The sequence below is a fragment of the Blautia sp. DFI.9.10 genome, from assembly GCF_024461705.1.
In the GTDB taxonomy this organism is placed as follows: domain Bacteria; phylum Bacillota; class Clostridia; order Lachnospirales; family Lachnospiraceae; genus Blautia_A; species Blautia_A fusiformis.
The window spans coordinates 24944-42786 of record NZ_JANGAA010000021.1; the positions used below are offsets into that span (position 1 = coordinate 24944).

Below are 17843 nucleotides of genomic sequence, written 5' to 3' on the forward strand. Positions count from 1 at the left end.
TAGTAAGAAAAACATTTCGGAGGTATTTTTAATGAAACGTGATCTGAAAAAAATCGTAAGCCAGATGACACTGGAAGAAAAAGCCGGCATGTGCTCAGGTCTTGATTTCTGGCATCTGAAACATGTGGAACGCTTGGGGATCCCGGAAGTAATGGTCAGCGACGGCCCTCACGGACTTCGTAAGCAGGATGACAAGGGCGATCATCTTGGAATGAATGACAGCATCAAGGCCGTCTGCTTCCCGCCGGCCGCTTTAAGCGCCTGCTCCTTTGACCGCAAGCTGGTGGAAGAAATGGGCAAAACCATCGGAAAAGAAGCTCAGGCCAACGATGTATCCATAGTTCTCGGACCGGCCGTAAACATCAAACGTTCTCCTCTCTGCGGAAGAAACTTCGAATATTATTCCGAGGATCCATATCTCGCAGGTGAGATCGCAGCCGCTTTTATAAACGGAGTACAGTCCCAGCATGTAGGAACCTCTATCAAGCACTTTGCAGCAAACAACCAGGAATATCACCGCATGAGCAATTCTTCCGAGGCTGATGAGCGCACTTTACGTGAGATCTATTTCCCTGCATTCGAAACCGCAGTAAAAAAAGCTCAGCCATACACCTTCATGTGCTCCTACAACCAGATCAACGGCACTTTCGCATCTGAGAATAAATGGCTTCTCACAGATGTTCTCCGCGGTGACTGGGGCTTCAAGGGCTATGTAATGTCCGACTGGGGTGCAGTCAATGACCGCGTCAAAGGTCTTGAGGCAGGTCTTGAGCTGGAAATGCCTTCCTCCAATGGGGTCAACGATGCCCTCATCGTACAGGCCGTAAAAGACGGCTCCCTCAAGGAAGACATTCTTGACCAGGCTGTTGAACGCATTCTACGCATAATTTTTGAATATGCAGACAACCGGGCACCGCAGGAATTCACCATGGAAAAAGACCATGAAGAAGCACGCCACATTGCCGAAGAATCTATGGTTCTTCTGAAAAACGATGAGCAGATCCTCCCTCTGAAAGCATCCGAGAAAATTGCTTTCATCGGTGGTTTTGCAAAGAAGCCTCGTTTCCAGGGCGGCGGAAGCTCTCATATCAACTGCTTCAAGATCACAAACGCACTGGATTCCGTTCCTTCCGATGCACAGGTTACTTATGCAGAAGGTTTTCCTGCAGACAAAAATCTCTACGATGACGCACTTGCAGCTGAAGCGATCAAAACTGCTGCCGCCGCTGACAAGGTTGTGATCTTCGCCGGACTTCCGGACAGCTTTGAATCTGAAGGATACGACCGTTCCCACATGAGGCTTCCTGAATGCCAGAACCGTCTCATTGCTGAGATCCTTAAAGTACAGCCGAATACCGTGATCGTCCTCCACAACGGTTCCCCCGTGGAGATGCCATGGCTCAATGATATAAAAGGCCTTCTGGAAGCATACCTCGGCGGTCAGGCAGGCGGTACCGCTGTCGCAAACATCCTTTACGGAAAAGTAAATCCCAGCGGCAAGCTTGCCGAGACAATGCCGCTCAAGCTCTCCGACAATCCATCCTACCTGAACTTCGGCGGCGGTGAAAAGGTTGAATACCATGAAGGCGTATTCGTAGGCTATCGCTACTACGATACAAAAGAAATGGATGTAGCATATCCGTTTGGCTATGGACTCTCCTACACTACCTTTGCCTGCAGCGACCTGAAGATCTCCAATGAAAATCCTACAGACAAAGACACCATCACCGTTTCGGTTGATGTAACAAACACAGGAAATATGGCAGGAAAAGAAGTCGTACAGCTCTATGTCAAAGACTGTACCAGTTCCGCGATCCGTCCGGAAAAAGAGCTCAAGGGCTTCGAAAAGGTTTTCCTGAATCCAGGCGAAACCAAAGCAGTAACCATGGAGCTGGATAAGAGAAGCTTCGCATGGTACAATACAGAACTTCATGACTGGTTCGCAGCCAGCGGCGAATATAAGCTCCTTGTCGGTACATCTTCCAGAGATATCCATCTTGAAGGCAGGATCCATCTGAACAGCAGCCAGGAGCTTCCGATGCATGTTCATATGAACACCACCCTTGGCGAACTGTTCCGCAACCCAAAAACAAGCGAAACAGCAAAAGAATTGACAGCAAAATATATCTCAGCCATGAACGTTGGTGAAGAGTCCTCTTCTGAAGCCGCTTCCGAAGCTATCACTGAAGAAATGACAGAAGCCATGACCGACTCCATGCCATTACGTGCGCTGGTAAGCTTTGGCGGGTATTCCAGAGAAGAACTTACAGAAATTATTGAAAAATTAAATAAACTGGTATAATTTCACAGGACATCCTCTGCCGAACGAATTATACTTACATAAAAAGCTGCATAAAACGGCACAAAAAACGACATAATTGGACAGCTATGGCAGTTTCAGATCGCTTGACAAGCATTAAAGCGGATGTTATCATTACATATGGTTCAAAATCTTGGATCAAACAACAGAATAATCCGAAAAAATTACTGTCGCTTAATCTAACATTAAGCGGCAGTTTTCACATTCTCTTCATTTTCCTTTCACACAATGCACACATTTTTTTACTATATTATTAACTGTAGATAGCAAATGCTAAACAATCTTTTTCTTTTTCATACTTTTTTGCCGGGAGTCCGCACAACTCCCGGCCTCCTTTTTTTATTCTTCAGGTAGTTCGCCTGCATTTTCTATTATTATTAAAGATATAAAAATATGTCTTGTTTTTTCTTATTATATATATTATACTAGTCAAGAACTTATTGTTCCTGTCCATTTTGTTCTTTGATAATTTCATAGACTTCATACTCGAAACATGATACAATATCCGCACAGAGAAATATGCGGTACAATTTTTATAGGAGGATGCGCATATGCTAGATCAGAAAGATTTGGAATTATTAGCCGGTATGATAAACCCGATCAATGTCCAGCTGGGCAATATAAATAACCGATTAGATGGTATCGACGCCAGACTGGATGCAGTGGATACTCGTCTCGACGGTATTGACGCTCGTCTCGATGCTATGGATGTTCGTCTCGACGGTATCGACGCTCGTCTCGATGCTATGGATGTTCGTTTTGACGGTATCGACGCTCGTCTTGATGCTATGGATGTTCGTTTTGATGAAATAGATGCCCGCTTCAACCGGGTAGAAAACAGACTTGAAATGATCGATCTGAAATGTGATACCAACAGAAAACGCCTGGACGACCTTTCACTGGATGTTAAGCTTGCAGAACGGAATATCCGAAAAGATATCAAAAATTTACAGGACACAACAGAAACTCTTGTCGTTGTACTTCAGGGAAGAGGTATTTTACCTGACCCAGGTAACACAATACAGACAGCCTGATCATATTATGTAAAGAGTGTGAAGCCTATGAAAGTATCAAGGGATCACACTCTTTATTATCATCCATACAACCATCTTTCTCCTCAAAAAATGGTTGCATTTACAATTCGTTTATGTTATAGTTATATGCGTTGCGGGGTATGGCGTAGCTTGGTAGCGCGCACGGCTGGGGGCCGTGAGGTCGCAGGTTCAAATCCTGTTGCCCCGATATTTCTAACAAATTCAAGGATTTCCGAGGTCTGATGACTTCGGATTTTTTTATTACCTTACTATTTTTCGAAAGGAAGGTTTTGCATGCAGGATAATCTGTCTCTTTATCATATTTTTTATACGGTAGCACGTACCGGCAGTATCTCCCACAGTTCCCGGGACCTTTATATCAGTCAGCCTGCTATCAGCAAGGCGATCCAGAAGCTGGAGCAGAATCTGGATACCGTTCTTTTTAAACGCAGTTCCCGGGGTGTCACTCTGACCCCGGACGGTGAGCTTCTTTTTGAAAAAGTAAAAGAAGCTCTTTCACTTCTGGATGAAGGAGAAAATTCCATTCGCCATAACCGTTCCCGGGACATTCCAAAGCTGCGTCTGGGTGCCAGTTCTACTCTTACCAGATATGTACTGCTCTCCCACCTGGAAAACTATATTGCACGTTTTCCTCATGTACGTATCACAATTTCCTGCCAGTCTACTTATCAGACGCTGCAGCTTCTGGATGAGGAAAAAATCGATCTGGGACTCATCGGACGGCCGCAGAAGCTTCGGGGATATTATTTTCAGCCTCTTTTGAAAATCCAGGATACCTTTGTCTGTACACAGCAGTATCTGGAAAATCAGAAAAAGCTCTATCCGGATGAACCTCTGATCCAGGCAGCAACTTTCATGATGCTGGATGAGGACAATATTACACGTCAGACCGTGAACACTCAGCTGAAAGAACATCATGTGGAATTAAGCCATATTCTGGAAGTAACAACTATGGATCTTCTGATCCAGTTTGCGGAAATTGGTCTTGGGATTGCATGTGTGATCCGTGATTTTGTAAAAAAAGAGCTGGAAGAAGGAACTCTGGTGGAAGTACCGGTAGGATTTTCTTTTCCGCTGCGTGAAATCGGGTTTGTATGCAGACAGAAAGATGCTGATTCGGCTTTGATCGCGCCATTTTTTGATGATGAAACAGGGCATCCGGATAAATAAAGGAATGAAAAAAAATCCCATCTGATCATTGCGACCAGATGGGATTTTTAAATTTCAAAAAAGTTTCCTACCACTGTATTACGTGTGTGACTTCTTTGACTCAAACTTCGCTGCGCTTCGTTCGAGTAGCGCAAAATTTATTGCACCTGCAATAAATTTTGCTTAGTTATTAATAAGCTTATCCTCGCCGTTCCAGCTGTAGAGTTTACGGATCTCTTCGCCGACTTTCTCAGACTGATGCTCAGAAGCTAATTTTCTCATAGCCTTGAAGTGTACCTGTGCACCTGCATCGGACATGTCGAGTAAGAACTCTTTTGCGAATGTACCATCCTGGATATCGGAAAGAACTTTCTTCATTGCTTTCTTTGTATCCTCTGTGATGATCTTCGGTCCTGTGATGTAATCGCCATACTCAGCTGTATTGGAGATAGAATATCTCATTCCGGCGAATCCTGACTGGTAGATCAGGTCAACGATCAGTTTCATCTCATGGATACACTCAAAGTATGCGTTTCTTGGGTCATAACCAGCTTCAACAAGTGTCTCGAAACCAGCCTGCATAAGTGCGCAAACACCACCGCAAAGTACAGCCTGCTCACCGAAGAGGTCTGTCTCTGTCTCTGTACGGAATGTTGTCTCAAGAACACCAGCTCTTGCTCCGCCGATTCCAAGTGCATATGCAAGTGCGATATCCTGAGCTTTACCTGTAGCATCCTGCTCTACAGCGATCAGACAAGGAACACCTTTACCAGCCTGATACTCGCTTCTTACTGTATGTCCAGGTCCTTTCGGCGCGATCATTGTAACATCAACATATGCTGGTGGTTTGATGCATCCGAAATGAATGTTGAAGCCATGAGCGAACATAAGCATGTTGCCTTCCTCAAGGTTCGGCTCGATATCCTTCTTGTAAAGTGCAGCCTGTTTCTCATCGTTGATCAGGATCATGATGATATCTGCTTTCTTAGCTGCTTCAGCAGATGTATATACCTCGAAGCCCTGCTCCTCAGCTTTTTTCCAGGATTTGCTTCCTTTGTAAAGACCGATGATTACATTACATCCGGACTCTTTAAGGTTCAGTGCATGTGCATGTCCCTGGCTTCCGTATCCAATAATCGCAATTGTCTTACCATCTAATAATCCAAGATTACAGTCTTCCTGGTAAAAAATCTTATTTGCCATTTTACTTTCCTCCTCTGATGTTTACAACATCTTCTTCATAAAAATTATTTATCGTTAAGAGAGTAGCTGCTCTCCTAGCAAACATATGTAAAAAATTTACAGGTAACGGACATCGTCACTGCCTCGTGACAGACCTGTGATTCCTGTTCTTGCAAGCTCAAGGATCTCATAGTCAGCCATCAGCTCCACAAACGCCTGCAGCTTGTTCTGGCTTCCGGTCATCTCCATAATAAGAGAATCCTTACTTACATCCACCACCTTGGCACGGAAGATATCTGCAACAGAAAGAGCTCCCTGTCTCTGTTCCGGCTTCACAGCAACCTTGACGAGCATCAGCTCACGGGCAACGCTGTCGTCCTGTTCAAGGACCTTAACATCCCGTACATCTTCCTGCTTCGCCAGCTGCTTAGTGATCTGCTGGAGCATCTGATCATCTCCCTCACATACAACTGTCATACGGGAATATCTCTGATCTGCAGTCACTCCTGCGGTAATGCTGTCAATATTATATCCACGGCGGCTGAAAAGACCAGCCACACGGCTAAGGACTCCGGAGGTATTATCCACAAGGATGGATAGTATTCTCTTTTCCATAATACACCTGCTTTCAACACTTTTATGTATAGAAAACCGACTTCGTCAGTTAACGCTTTAATCTAATAAACCCTTGCTTTCTTACCATTATAACAACTTCGAAAATTTTGTCAATCAAAATTTCCTGCAAAATTCCTTCAGGATGATAAGAAATGTTTTTATCCTCAGATCAGATATTTTTTCTTAAGCTCCTCGGATGCCTTTGGTGTCAGATAGAGTTTTTTCCGAAGGAATCTTTCAATTCCTCCGTTTTCTTTTTCGATGACATCAAAAACTGTATTGATATAAGACTCCTTCACCTGATAGAAGGCTTTCAGATCTGCAAGCTTCCGGCTGTTTTCCGGCCGGTCTGCCCGGTAAAGCCTGCACATATATTTCAGTTCATCTTCCAGACATGGATTTGACCGCATATAATCCCTTCGTATCGTTTCCTTAGGTACACCCAAAGCAAAGAGCAAAAGTGCTGTTCCGACTCCTGTCCGGTCTTCTCCTGTGGCACTGTGAAAAACAACAGCTCCATTCTTTACATGAAGCAGGACATCCAGAAAACGTGCATACTGCTTCAGAGAATACTCATCCGTAACGAAATTCCGGTACCAGTCCTGCATATACTGGTCTACATCACCATAGCAGGACATCACATGTTCAAAAAAGCTGTTTCCACTGCTGTCCTCATCCCGGATTGGAATATGATAATATTCCACTCCTGCCATGATATCGTCCGGTTTTTTCTTTACTTCTGCGGCTGACCGGAAATCAATCACTGTTTTTACATTATATTCTTCTGAAAGGATCCGGTTGTCTGCAGCAGAAGCATGATAGATTTCTCCGCTGCGCAAAAGCTTTCTGGGAAGAATATGCGAACCGTCTACTGTCATCAATGCACCCAGATCTCTTGTATTCGGAAGATTCTGAAGCGGAAGCCTGCTTCCTTTTGGAAAACCAACCGCAAGATCCGGATTCAGTACTTTAAGAAGCTGAAGGCAATCCTGTACCTCCTGCTCCGTCATATCAAATTTATAACGCTTCTGACGTCTGGTTATGATCACCAGATAATTGATGATCAGCTGCTTTTCACCGGTTTTATCGGTTCCCTCACGGCGCATGTACGCCCAGAGAATATCTTTACACGGAAGACTGTTGAGCATCATATGTCTGGTAAACACAAAAAAGCCATCTTCGATCCGTATTTTTCCGTATCTCATTTTCTTTCCTTTCTCCTTCTCAACCCCTGTGCTGCTTTCTTCGCAACACTTTTTATCATACCAGAAATCTCCAGTCCCGTATACCTCGTTTGACAATTTTCGTAGTTTGGATATAATAAACAGAGAAATTTTACCACAGGGAGGCTTTCTTTTATGGACAATCTTATTTTCTGTCTGAATGTTACCGTGCCCATCTTTCTTACGCTGCTCCTGGGATATTTTTTCCGGAGGATCGGACTGTTTGATGAAACATTTGTCAATCGTATGAACAAATTTGTGTTTGTCATCCCCCTGCCTGTGCTTCTGTTTCAGGACATCGCTAAAATCGATATCTATGAGGCCTGGGATCCCAAGATGGTTCTTTTCTGTTTTGCGATCACATCGCTCAGTATTATGATCTCCGTGCTCCTGTCCCGTTTTCTCCACCCTTCCGATATCCGGGGCGAGTTTATCCAAGCATCCTACCGCAGCAGCGCAGCGATCCTTGGTATCGCCATTATCCAGAACCTTTACGGAAATGCAGGTATGGCACCACTGATGATCATTGCCAGCGTCCCTCTTTACAATGTAATGGCTGTTGTAGTTCTCTCTGTCTTTAAACCAGGTCAGGGAAAAATAGATGGTACCGTTCTGAAGCGCACTTTAAAGGGAATTGTCACCAATCCCATCATTCTCGGCATTGCAGCCGGTACACTCTGGTCCCTTCTTCGTCTTCCATTTCCGAAGATCCTGGACTCTACGGCAGGCAATCTTGCAAAAATCGCCACTCCTCTTGGCCTCATGGCTATGGGCGGATCTCTGCACTTCGGAAAAGCCTTTTCCCGGCTGAAAGCATCTGTTGCCTGTACATTTATGAAACTTGTCGGTTATGAAGCACTTTTTCTTCCTCTTGCCCTCCGTTGCGGTTTTACAAAGGACAAGCTGGTTTCCATCATTATCATGCTGGGGTCTGCCAGCACCGTTACCTGCTTTGTCATGGCAAAAAACATGGGACATGAGGGCTCTTTTTCTTCGGGAGTCGTGCTTCTTACCACATTATTCAGTGCCTTTACCCTGACACTCTGGCTGTTTATCTGCAAAGGTCTGGGACTGATCTGATATTGCAGCTTCTGCATATTATCTACCCGGAAAAATCTGTAACATAAAATGCTGTAAGAACTATGATTTCTGGTTCTTACAGCATTTTTTTATAAAAGCATATTCACATAAAGCTATCATTTCTGATGTGGATGTTTCTGTTCTTACAATCTCATAGCCTACAAAACAAACGAAGCATTCTCTCAGATCAGCTTCAGATATTTCAAGCCATCCCGAATGCCGTAGTGGAACATATCAGACGTAACATAATCTGCCAGTTCTTTGATCTTCGGAGAAGCATTTCCCATAGCAACCTTTGTTGCAGCGTATTCAAACATGGCAAGATCATTGTTGCTGTCTCCAAAAACAACGGTATTCTCCCACGGAATATCAAACAGGCGGATCACAGCTGCGATCCCAACAGCCTTGTTAAAGTCCTTTGGCACCAGTTCAATGGTATTTCCCACAAACGAACTGCTGCCTTCATGGCGGATGATATCATAGTATTCTGATAAAATGGATAACGCTGCCTCCGCATCACATCCCTCCGTCATTTTTGCACTGATCTTATTGATCCGCATACAATCCTCATTTCCACGGATAGGCCTCCATTTATCGCCCAGGGATTCTGTGATCAGACTGGCATACCAGTTCACTTCATCGGTATACTCCTCTTTGTCATAATACATAAAATCCGCGCCTTCCATTACCGGGATCAGTCCGTATTTTCTGAGAACCTCCACAGAAAGCTTTGCAACCTCCGGCGTCATCTCTTTATTAAAAAGCCTCTTCCCGTCCTTCTCAATGGTGGATCCGCAGGCACTGATCATTCCCGTAAAAGGGATCTGCTCCAGATACCAGGATACAAACGCACGACTTCTTCCTGTGCAGAGCCACGCTTCATGTCCGTTATCTACCAGCGCACGGATGGCTTCTATGGCACTGTCCGGCACTCCTTTTTTCATATCACAGACTGTTCCGTCCGCATCAAAAAATACTGCTTTTCTGCTCATTTTCCTGTCCTCCGATATCACCTGTAAAATACCTTTGCCGCACGGATCAGACTTTCCGTATCTTTCACTCCGGCTGTTTCATAAGCGGAATGCATCGCCAGCTGCGGCAAACCGATATCGACCGTATTTATGGCTGCCTGGGTATTGGAAATATTTCCCAGAGTGGAACCACCGGCAATATCAGAACGGTTCACAAATGTCTGATATGGCACATCTGCTTCTCTGCAGAGTTCCTTAAAGATTGCTGTGGAAATCCCATCGGTACAATATTTCTGATTGGCATTATATTTGATCACAATTCCACCATTCATCACCGGACGGTTTACAGGATCTGCCTTGTCTGTATAATTCGGATGTAATGCATGTGCATTGTCCGCAGAGATCATAAAGCTCTCTGCAAGGGCCATCAGATAACTTTCCTGATCTCCGCCAAGGGCCAGATTGATACGAAACAGTACATCTTTAAGAAATGTGGATGCAGCTCCCTGCCTGGTAGTGCTTCCCACTTCTTCATTATCCAGTACACAGTGGACTGCAATGCCCTTCTTCTTATCTGCCTGAAGAAAGCCTTCCATTGAAGCGAAAGCACACTGCAGATCATCTAATCTTGGACTGGAAACAAATTCATTCCTGGATCCCCAGATCGTTCCGGGCATCCGGTTATAGAGAAACAGATCATGGCCCAGGATATCCTCCGGACGGATCTCTGCCTCTTCTGCCAGCATCCGCATGAAGTTTCCTTTTTCGCCACTGCCACTGTACAATGGAAGCATATCCTTCTGGACATTATAATGATAGCCTCCATTAATATCCCGGTTCATATGGATCGCAAGGCTCGGGATCATGACCAGATCTCTATCAATATCTACAAGCTTTTCCAGAATTTTTCCGTTTTTGTGGACGATCATGCGGCCTGCCACAGAAAGGGGACGGTCAAACCAGGTAGAAAGGATCATTCCTCCGTACCGCTCCACATTCAGCTTCACATAAGCTCCGTTTACAGACATCTCCGGATTTTCTTTTATTTTAAAAGACGGGGAGTCACTGTGACTTGCAATGATATGATATCTCCTGCAGTCATTGACAGGAATGGAAAATCCGATGATCGCAGAATGATTTCTCATGACAAAATATTTTCCGCCCTTTTCCAGCTCCCAGCGCTCCTCTTCCTTCAATTCTGTAAAGCCTTCCTCCAAAAAACGTCTTCTTGTTTCCTCTGCCGCCTGAAAGGCTGTAGGACTTTTACTGATAAATTCCAGCAGTTTTTCTGTTGTTTCTTCGTACATAATCTTCTCCTCTGTCGGCCCGGTAATATCCAGGCTGTTATGCTATTACCCATTATACGGCAAAACTTTTTTCAGGGCAATATCTCAGATTTCTGCACTCTTTCGTACCCACATATGCTGCACAAGCTTATCCCCAAGCTTATTTGCGAGCATAGTATAAATTGAACTAAATACATTGGCTCCAATACGGAGCAGCACTGCTGCCGGCATTCCAAACAGTCCTGATGCAATGGACAGTGCTCCAAATGTATTAAATGCAGTCTGCCACGCATAACCTGCGGAATATCCCACACCGATTCCTCCGATCATTCCAATATAGGGATACATAGATTCCGGAAGTATCAGATAAAGCACTGCAAACAAAATACATCCAACGATATTGAACATCCCCCTTTTTCCGGCTCTTCCCTTGCAGTCCTCGGTAAACGGCAAGCACACGGACATACAAGCAATTCCGGCCCACATTGCTCTTGGGAGTCCTAGAAGAGACATGATCAGCATAGCGCTGGAAACGATCAGCGTCAGTCTTAAATACCACCTGCCTCTTGCGGAATGCAGGTCAAATTCCCGGAACAGGTCCAGAAACGTCCTGCGATACGGGCGGTTTTTCTGATTCTTATAAAAAACTACCATGCAGAGAACCATTCCGGCCAAAAGCCCCTCTACACGAAGCAGATACGCCTTTCCGGTTACGTCATATCCCATCAGAAGCAGATATCCGAGAACAAATGTGGAATGGTTATACATAATTACATTATGGCATCCCAGGATCATCAGTAACAGGATGCTTATCGCATTAACAAAAAATGCCGGTACCGGTGAAACCATATTGGATAATCTCGGTCCTGCGATCAGAATACAGAAAATCCCGGCAATGGACAACAATCCGTGGGACGTCCGGATTCCGAAATCCGCCTGTCTTAAAACCAGCACTGCCAGTAGTACGGTTACTCCTACAACACTGTTGTCATTGCCGGTTATCTTACTGTACAATGTCACAACCGCCACACAAAATGCCATGACAAGATACACTTTAAAATTATAGATCAGAATATGCCTTCTTTTCTCCTTTTTGTCTGTGGTATTTCTGATCAGCTGTTTTGATCCGGTTGAGCTTAACTGCAGTTCCTGATAAAATGTCATTTTCATCACTCCTTTTGTAAAACAGACATTCTCATTTCGCTTTTTTCACATGCTCATAAACGCAATCTCTTTACAATTTACGTTCAAAGATACAAACAGCCATTATACTTGGTTTATTCTGAAACGTCAAACACTTTTTCTGAAATCATGTTCACGCATTACACTCCCAGCCCCGATCAGATCACTCCGAAAATGGCCAGGAACATTTTTATTATTTTTATATTTACTGCAGCTCCGCTATCCTGGTCACTGCTACATAAATGTCCTGTATCTTATACCAGGTTGGATAATCCACCACTCCGGATGCGGGAAGTCCGAATATATTCTGGAATTTTTTTACAGATGCAGCAGTAGCCGGACCATAAATACCATCCACAGTCACTGACGGGATGGCAGGATAGGCTTTTGCTATGGCATTAAGCTGTTCCTGGATCTGCTGTACCTTTTCTCCGGTAACACCGATAGTCAGGTCATATCCCGGCCAGGACGCGGGAATCCCGGAAACTGCTTCCGCCACATTGATATACATATCGTTTCCATAGAAGCTCCGCAGGATCTCAATTGCGGAATATCCCTGATCTCCCAGAGCTTTGCTTCCCCACTGGGTCATCCATCCCCGGTTCCTGCACTGCACCTGGTGTCCGTCACAGTACTGGGTCAGGATCGGCTGACGTACATCCGGTCTGGAAAGGTAGTTTTCAAAAAGTTCATCCACGATCCGGTCGATACTCTCAAAAATATTCCTGCCATGGATCCATTTGTGGTCGTATGCTGTGGAGGATGTAATGGTGAAATCATAACCCTTATTTCGGTACCACTCTGTATAAACTCTGTTCAGAGTAAACGACATGATTGCCAGAACATTGGCACGTATCGTGTCCTCCGGCCAAGTTGCGTAGATCTCACTGCTGGCCACGTTTTTGATATAATCCTTATATCTTACATAATAATCCTGTGCAGAGGTATCCCCTATTGGCCCGTCGTGGACTACGATATACTCCGGGATCACCACTTTGTTTAATACGATCTCGCCGGTTTCATTTATCGGCTTGATCTCTGCTTCCGGATTTTTGGGAGGATATTCCCCAAAAAGCGTATGGGGTCCGATGACGATCCGCTGATAGTCCTCTCCACTACCCTGCTGTCTGCTAAGGGATGCTCCCTGCCTGGCAATGGAATGGGGAAGAACTTCTGTCCCGGCAACTTCTTTTGGTGTAAAACCTTCTGCACTGATCCGAACTGTATATTCTGCATAAGGCTGCTGCTCCACCGGTTTCATGCTGTATTCCAGTGGAGGAGCTGCCAGCTCCAGCATGGGCGTTTTTCCGGAGGAATCCGTACGGATTTCTTCGATCACATTATCCGGGACTCCTGTGTACGAGATCCGCACTGTAGCATTTTCCACCGGACGGTTACTGGCACTGTCCAGCACCGTCACCTGCAGCTGTCCCTGATCCGGCATATCCTGCTGCATGGAAATATAAGAATAATTTTTCATAAACAGAGGCTCCTTTTTGTGCCTGAAAGCACACTGGTTCTCTGCTAGTATATGTACAGAATCTCAAAATGCCATATCTCCTACTGTGCTTCCTCCCAGTAATCTTCCGCATCCTGGATATCATCAAACTCATCTGCATGATCATAATAAAAATCTTCCGGATCATCATAATCCTGCACATCGTACATATCTTTTCTGTCATTATTCCTGCTGGTATTTCCACGGTAAGTTTTTTTCCCGGATGTTGTGGATGAAACAAATTCCACTACACTGCTGACCCGTCCGTTTCTGCAGACTGCCATGAATTTTTTTGCTCCATTGCTGTTATACCACATATATCTGTACTGAATGTCCTGTGTTCTTTTTCCCGGTGTGTCCCGCCAGTAATGTTCTGTTCTTTTCTCTTTTGCCCTTCCCAGAAGCGTAATGTTTATGTATTTTTCTTTCATTCCCTTATATGGCTCATCCTCCTTTCGCATTCTTTCTTCCTCTTCTTTTTCCTTCTGTGCCATATATTTTTTGTATTGTTCTTCTGTATCTTTCTGGGCCTTCCTCATTTCTTCTATATATTTGCTACTGTACTCATCTCCCTTTGGAACATACCATATAAGCTTATGCAGCTCCTCAATTCCTTCTCCATTCTGAACAGCATCGCAAAACTTTGCATATTGGATAATATATTTTACATCCTCATAATATCCCGGAAGTTTTTCCAGCAGCTCTATCGCCTCATCATATTTGCCTGCATCCATGCATTCTTCCGCTTTTTCATAACATTCCCTGTTCTGTTTTTCCTTAAATTCCTCATTTTTAATCTGGATTGCCTCTTCTGCCTTTGTAGCCAGAAAAGGAACTGCTATAACAACTGCTACCAATACCGCCAGTATTAAAATATCCTTTTTCAAATTTATATATCCCCCTTTACTCTGATGCCTTTATTATATAATAAATATCTGCACAAAAAAAGTGCTGTATCATCTCCTCACAGATCATACAGCACTTGATAGTTATTGTTCACTCCGTTCTCAGTAACACTTGATATTTACCTTCTTCCGCCAGATATCAGAATATCTTCAGAATATCATTATACATAACGATAACCATCAACGCCATCAGAAGCATCAGCCCCGCAAAATGGATCATGCCTTCTACCTGACGGTTTACCGGTTTTCTCCGGATCGCTTCTGCCACCAGAAATACCAGCCTTCCTCCATCCAGCGCAGGAAGAGGAAGAAGGTTCATCACTCCCAGGTTTGCAGAAAGAAGAACTGCCATATTCAGCAAATTCATCCAGATCATCAGCGTTCCCTCACTCTTGGACTGTTCGTAAGTGTCGCCAATGGCATCCGCAATACCCACAGGACCACTTAAGTCTTTCATTCCAAGGTGACCGGTCACAAGCTCTTTCAGGCTTAAGATCGTAGTACGGATCATGTATTTCACTTCCACAGCACCATATTTCAGAACATTAAAGCCGGAAGTTTTTTCACTGTATGTGTTATATCCGAAACCGGAAACCGGTGTTCTGTATTCCCTTGGTGTTATCTCTGCCTCATATTCCAGTCCGTTACGCTCATAGGTGATCGTCACAGGTTTCTTGGATAACGGATGCTCCTCGATGTATTTTTCATATGCATTTCCATCCGGAACCTCCACACCGTTGATCTTCGTGATCACATCGCCGGCTTCCAGACCTGCCTCTTCCAGTGGCATTCCCTTGATCAGTGATTCCACTGTCATGGAATTTACATCGGAACGGTTAAAGCCAAGAAGATACCGCACATTTACATCTGGTTTATAGGAAATCTCCTGTTCCTTTCCATCACGTTTTACTTTCAGCCGGATGGTATCTCCCTCTTTCAGTTCGTTGAGATACGAATATACATAAAGATCTTTCCCCAGATCAATATGGTAGCCCTGATATTCCGTGATCACATCGCCCTTTTTCAATCCGGCCTTTTCCGCAGCAGAATTTTGGGTTACTTCTAATACGGTTGCCGGATCATAGCCCATACAGCCTACAATGATCACAGACAAAACAAATGCCAGCAGAAAATTAAATATCGGACCTGCAGCAACCACTGCGATCCTGCCCCACACAGGAGCCGAATTAAAGGTTCCCGGACTGTCATCTTCCGCATCCTCTCCGGCCATGGCGCAGGAACCTCCAAGAGGAAACAGTTTCACGGAATAACGTGTGCCGCCCTTTACCGTACTTATGATCCTGGGTCCCATACCAAGAGAAAATTCCAATACCTCGATATGGTTCTTTTTTGCCAGAAGAAAATGTCCCAGCTCATGGATCAGTATCACAACACTGAAAATAATTACAGCAATCACAAATTTCAATTTACCACCTGCTTTCGATCCACTGATAAGTATCCTGCTCTACAGAAAGGATCTCATCCAGATCCGGATGTGCGATTTTTTTATGTCTTTCCATAGACTGTGCAATAATCTCATAAATATCCAGAAAGCCGATCTTTTCCTCCAGGAATTTCTTTACTGCAAGCTCATTGGCTGCATTAAAGACAGTCGGCATACTTCCGCCCTCCCGGGATGCCTGGATCGCCATAGGAAGTCCCCGGAATGTCTCCATATCCGGAACCTCAAATGTGATCTCATGAAGCTTCGTGAAATCAAGGCGGTCTCCATCCAGATATCGTCTGTGCGGATAGTACAGAGCGTACTGGATCGGAAGTCTCATATCCGGAGTTCCAAGCTGTGCCATGATCGCACCATCCTTAAACTCCACCATGGAATGGATGATACTCTGCGGCTGCACCACCACCTGAATATGATCCAGATCCATGTCAAACAGCCATTTGGCTTCCATAACTTCCAGCCCCTTGTTTACCAGGGTTGCGGAATCTACGGTGATTTTTCGTCCCATTACCCAGTTTGGATGCTTCAGAGTATCTGCAACAGTGACCCTTCGCAGCTCTTCTGTGGTACGTCCGCGGAAGGGACCACCGGATGCCGTGATCAGAAGCTTGTGGATCTCTTTGTTTTCTTCTCCGTGGATAGCCTGGAAAATAGCGCTGTGTTCACTGTCTACCGGAAGGATAGATACGCCATATTTCTTTGCCATGGGCATGATCAGATGACCGGCTGTGACAAGGGTTTCCTTATTTGCCAGGGCAATGTCCTTTCCGGCACGGATTCCCTCCATGGTAGGACGGATCCCGATCATTCCCACGATCGCAGTGACAAGAATTTCTGATTCCGGCATGGACGCAAGCTCCAGAAGTCCCTCCATTCCGCTGACTACCTTTGTATCCGTGTCCGCAATACGCGTTTTCAGATCCCGGGCTGCTTCTTCATCCCAGACTGCTGCCAGAAGCGGATGAAACTCACGGATCTGCTCTTCCAGCTTCTCCACACTTTTGCCTGCACTGACTGCAACAACCCGAAGGTCTTCGTTTTTTCTTGCCACATCCAGTGTCTGGGTCCCGATGGAGCCGGTAGAACCTAAGATTGCAATATTCTTCATTTTAATGTCTCCTAAATTCCAAGAATCATTTTTGCAAGATAGTAAATAACAGGGGCTGTGATGATCACACTGTCAAAACGGTCCAGGATTCCTCCATGGCCCGGGATCAGCTTTCCATAGTCCTTGATGTTCTGGTTTCTTTTGATCGCAGATGCAGCCAGATCACCCACCATGGAGATCAGAGCTCCAACTGCGCAGATCAAGGCATACTCAGCCATTTTTCCCTGTGTTGCCGCTGCATAGATCACTCCAAGAAGCGCCGCTCCCGCAACGCCTCCTACAGCTCCCTCGATGGATTTCTTCGGGCTTAAAACCGGCGCCATTTTATGCTTTCCGATAAGCATTCCCACACAGTAAGCACAGGTGTCACATCCCCAGGAGCACAGGAATATCAGCCATACCAGGAATTTTCCGTCCGGAAGGCTTCTGGTAAGATAGATAAAGGAAAGCATCACAGCAACATATACAACTCCAAAAAATGCTGCCATCACCTGTTCTGCATGGTATTTCGGATAACCGAATACATAAACAAACAGGATCAGGATCATACTGATGATGATCGCCATTGTTCCGTAATTTCCAAAATCAGCTTTCATGGCAATATAATAAAGCACTGCTCCAAGATATCCTACAAGTTCCAGCACGGTAACATGCTCATCGCTTACCCTCATTACCTTGTAAAGCTCTCTCATTCCGATCAGTGAAACAGCCAGAAGTGTAAAAAATAAGATCCAGCTTCCGGAAATGATAGTTGCCAGGGCAATAACGACAAGGACGATACCACTTATCAGTCTTGTCTTAAACATG

At 44.8% G+C, this 17843-nt stretch carries 15 protein-coding genes and 1 tRNA gene; 5 read left to right on the forward strand and 11 right to left on the reverse strand.

Features of this window, described 5'->3' with window-relative positions:
- The first annotated feature begins 31 nt into the window (after nucleotides 1–31).
- The 4 genes from NE671_RS12355 to NE671_RS12370 all read left to right on the forward strand — a co-directional run bounded on the left by NE671_RS12355 (nucleotide 32) and on the right by NE671_RS12370 (nucleotide 4545).
- The gene (locus tag NE671_RS12355) at nucleotides 32–2302 is read left to right on the forward strand and encodes a glycoside hydrolase family 3 C-terminal domain-containing protein (protein ID WP_173740881.1); all 2271 of its coding nucleotides are present in this window, start codon (nucleotides 32–34) and stop codon (nucleotides 2300–2302) included.
- 569 nt (nucleotides 2303–2871) lie between these two features.
- Nucleotides 2872–3354 (forward strand): hypothetical protein, encoded by a 483-nt coding sequence (locus tag NE671_RS12360; RefSeq protein WP_114002949.1) that lies wholly within the window; start codon nucleotides 2872–2874, stop codon nucleotides 3352–3354.
- A 134-nt stretch (nucleotides 3355–3488) separates the two neighbouring features.
- Nucleotides 3489–3562, forward strand: a tRNA-Pro gene (locus NE671_RS12365).
- Nucleotides 3563–3648: 86 nt separating this feature from the next.
- Nucleotides 3649–4545, forward strand: coding sequence for a LysR family transcriptional regulator (locus tag NE671_RS12370; protein WP_173740880.1), 897 nt, complete (start codon nucleotides 3649–3651; stop codon nucleotides 4543–4545).
- Nucleotides 4546–4707: 162 nt separating this feature from the next.
- On the opposite strand, the gene ilvC is transcribed toward NE671_RS12370, so the two are convergent.
- The 3 genes from ilvC to NE671_RS12385 all read right to left on the reverse strand — a co-directional run bounded on the left by ilvC (nucleotide 4708) and on the right by NE671_RS12385 (nucleotide 7526).
- Nucleotides 4708–5727 carry a ketol-acid reductoisomerase gene (gene ilvC / locus NE671_RS12375; protein ID WP_059086364.1) on the reverse strand — a complete coding sequence of 340 codons (1020 nt, stop codon included), beginning with the start codon at nucleotides 5725–5727 and terminating at the stop codon, nucleotides 4708–4710.
- 96 nt (nucleotides 5728–5823) lie between these two features.
- Nucleotides 5824–6321: an acetolactate synthase small subunit gene (gene ilvN, locus NE671_RS12380; protein WP_021652933.1), complete on the reverse strand. Its 498-nt coding sequence runs from the start codon at nucleotides 6319–6321 to the stop codon at nucleotides 5824–5826.
- Between the two features lie 164 nt (nucleotides 6322–6485).
- The gene (locus NE671_RS12385; protein WP_092070937.1) at nucleotides 6486–7526 is read right to left on the reverse strand and encodes a tyrosine-protein phosphatase; all 1041 of its coding nucleotides are present in this window, start codon (nucleotides 7524–7526) and stop codon (nucleotides 6486–6488) included.
- A gap of 153 nt (nucleotides 7527–7679) precedes the next feature.
- Here NE671_RS12385 and NE671_RS12390 point away from each other — a divergent pair, with 153 nt between their 5' ends.
- Complete coding sequence (locus NE671_RS12390; protein ID WP_173740879.1) at nucleotides 7680–8624, forward strand: AEC family transporter; 945 nt, start codon at nucleotides 7680–7682, stop codon at nucleotides 8622–8624.
- 182 nt (nucleotides 8625–8806) lie between these two features.
- Here NE671_RS12390 and NE671_RS12395 read toward each other — a convergent pair whose 3' ends face one another.
- The 8 genes from NE671_RS12395 to NE671_RS12430 all read right to left on the reverse strand — a co-directional run bounded on the left by NE671_RS12395 (nucleotide 8807) and on the right by NE671_RS12430 (nucleotide 17842).
- Nucleotides 8807–9616, reverse strand: a complete 810-nt coding sequence (locus tag NE671_RS12395; protein ID WP_173740878.1) for a Cof-type HAD-IIB family hydrolase — start codon at nucleotides 9614–9616, stop codon at nucleotides 8807–8809.
- A 17-nt stretch (nucleotides 9617–9633) separates the two neighbouring features.
- Nucleotides 9634–10902: a M18 family aminopeptidase gene (locus tag NE671_RS12400; protein ID WP_015526779.1), complete on the reverse strand. Its 1269-nt coding sequence runs from the start codon at nucleotides 10900–10902 to the stop codon at nucleotides 9634–9636.
- 84 nt (nucleotides 10903–10986) lie between these two features.
- Nucleotides 10987–12045, reverse strand: coding sequence for an FUSC family protein (locus tag NE671_RS12405; protein WP_022426516.1), 1059 nt, complete (start codon nucleotides 12043–12045; stop codon nucleotides 10987–10989).
- 223 nt (nucleotides 12046–12268) lie between these two features.
- The gene (locus NE671_RS12410) at nucleotides 12269–13543 is read right to left on the reverse strand and encodes a peptidoglycan-binding protein (protein WP_274603120.1); all 1275 of its coding nucleotides are present in this window, start codon (nucleotides 13541–13543) and stop codon (nucleotides 12269–12271) included.
- Nucleotides 13544–13623: 80 nt separating this feature from the next.
- Complete coding sequence (locus NE671_RS12415; RefSeq protein ID WP_173740877.1) at nucleotides 13624–14448, reverse strand: hypothetical protein; 825 nt, start codon at nucleotides 14446–14448, stop codon at nucleotides 13624–13626.
- A 157-nt stretch (nucleotides 14449–14605) separates the two neighbouring features.
- Nucleotides 14606–15883: an RIP metalloprotease RseP gene (gene rseP, locus NE671_RS12420; protein ID WP_286188030.1), complete on the reverse strand. Its 1278-nt coding sequence runs from the start codon at nucleotides 15881–15883 to the stop codon at nucleotides 14606–14608.
- Nucleotides 15884–15893: 10 nt separating this feature from the next.
- Complete coding sequence (gene dxr, locus NE671_RS12425) at nucleotides 15894–17036, reverse strand: 1-deoxy-D-xylulose-5-phosphate reductoisomerase (protein ID WP_015526782.1); 1143 nt, start codon at nucleotides 17034–17036, stop codon at nucleotides 15894–15896.
- Between the two features lie 11 nt (nucleotides 17037–17047).
- Entirely contained in the window at nucleotides 17048–17842 is a 795-nt protein-coding gene (locus NE671_RS12430) for a phosphatidate cytidylyltransferase (protein WP_173740876.1), read from the reverse strand.
- Between the last annotated feature and the right edge of the window lies 1 nt (nucleotide 17843).

Coding starts and splice junctions, on each gene's coding strand:
- NE671_RS12355 (WP_173740881.1), top strand. CDS start 32: ATGAAACGTGATCTGAAAAAAATCGTAAGCCAGATGACACTGGAAGAA.
- NE671_RS12360 (WP_114002949.1), top strand. CDS start 2,872: ATGCTAGATCAGAAAGATTTGGAATTATTAGCCGGTATGATAAACCCG.
- NE671_RS12370 (WP_173740880.1), top strand. CDS start 3,649: ATGCAGGATAATCTGTCTCTTTATCATATTTTTTATACGGTAGCACGT.
- ilvC (WP_059086364.1), bottom strand. CDS start 5,727: ATGGCAAATAAGATTTTTTACCAGGAAGACTGTAATCTTGGATTATTA.
- ilvN (WP_021652933.1), bottom strand. CDS start 6,321: ATGGAAAAGAGAATACTATCCATCCTTGTGGATAATACCTCCGGAGTC.
- NE671_RS12385 (WP_092070937.1), bottom strand. CDS start 7,526: ATGAGATACGGAAAAATACGGATCGAAGATGGCTTTTTTGTGTTTACC.
- NE671_RS12390 (WP_173740879.1), top strand. CDS start 7,680: ATGGACAATCTTATTTTCTGTCTGAATGTTACCGTGCCCATCTTTCTT.
- NE671_RS12395 (WP_173740878.1), bottom strand. CDS start 9,616: ATGAGCAGAAAAGCAGTATTTTTTGATGCGGACGGAACAGTCTGTGAT.
- NE671_RS12400 (WP_015526779.1), bottom strand. CDS start 10,902: ATGTACGAAGAAACAACAGAAAAACTGCTGGAATTTATCAGTAAAAGT.
- NE671_RS12405 (WP_022426516.1), bottom strand. CDS start 12,045: ATGACATTTTATCAGGAACTGCAGTTAAGCTCAACCGGATCAAAACAG.
- NE671_RS12410 (WP_274603120.1), bottom strand. CDS start 13,543: ATGAAAAATTATTCTTATATTTCCATGCAGCAGGATATGCCGGATCAG.
- dxr (WP_015526782.1), bottom strand. CDS start 17,036: ATGAAGAATATTGCAATCTTAGGTTCTACCGGCTCCATCGGGACCCAG.
- NE671_RS12430 (WP_173740876.1), bottom strand. CDS start 17,842: ATGTTTAAGACAAGACTGATAAGTGGTATCGTCCTTGTCGTTATTGCC.